The sequence below is a fragment of the Streptomyces rubellus genome, assembly GCF_036323805.1.
Taxonomy (GTDB): Bacteria; Actinomycetota; Actinomycetes; order Streptomycetales; family Streptomycetaceae; genus Streptomyces.
Genome location: NZ_JAZDCX010000082.1, coordinates 1 through 385, shown reverse-complemented (window position 1 = coordinate 385; position 385 = coordinate 1). Strand labels below are relative to the sequence as shown.

Genomic DNA, 385 nt, shown 5'->3' with positions numbered 1-385 from the left:
ACTTGCCCGGACGAACCTCCCCACTCACCACACCCACACCCGGCACACCCTCAGCCAACGCCCCCAACCCAGCGATCAGTTCGTCACGACCACCGCCCACCACCACCGCACGGTGCTCCAACGCAGCCCGCGTCGTCGCCAGCGACAACCCCACATCCACCGGAGCCAACTCCGGCCGCGCCACAAGAAACCCACGCAACCGCTCAGCCTGAGCACGCAAAGAACGCTCATCACGCCCGGAAAGCACCCACAGACCGACAGACGACGAAGTACCCGACCCCCCACCAACAGCCCCGGCCCCGGGATCCTCAGCCGGAACCCCCTCCACGATCACATGCGCATTGGTACCGCTGACACCGAACGAGGAGACCCCAGCCCGACGAGG

1 protein-coding gene is annotated in these 385 nt (G+C 67.0%); it reads right to left on the bottom strand.

The genetic code is table 11. The features are described 5' to 3' along the window. A partial coding sequence (locus V1L54_RS29345; protein WP_330121197.1) for a CurL C-terminal domain-containing protein occupies positions 1 to 328 on the bottom strand: 328 nt, incomplete at its 3' end. Between the last annotated feature and the right edge of the window lie 57 nt (positions 329 to 385).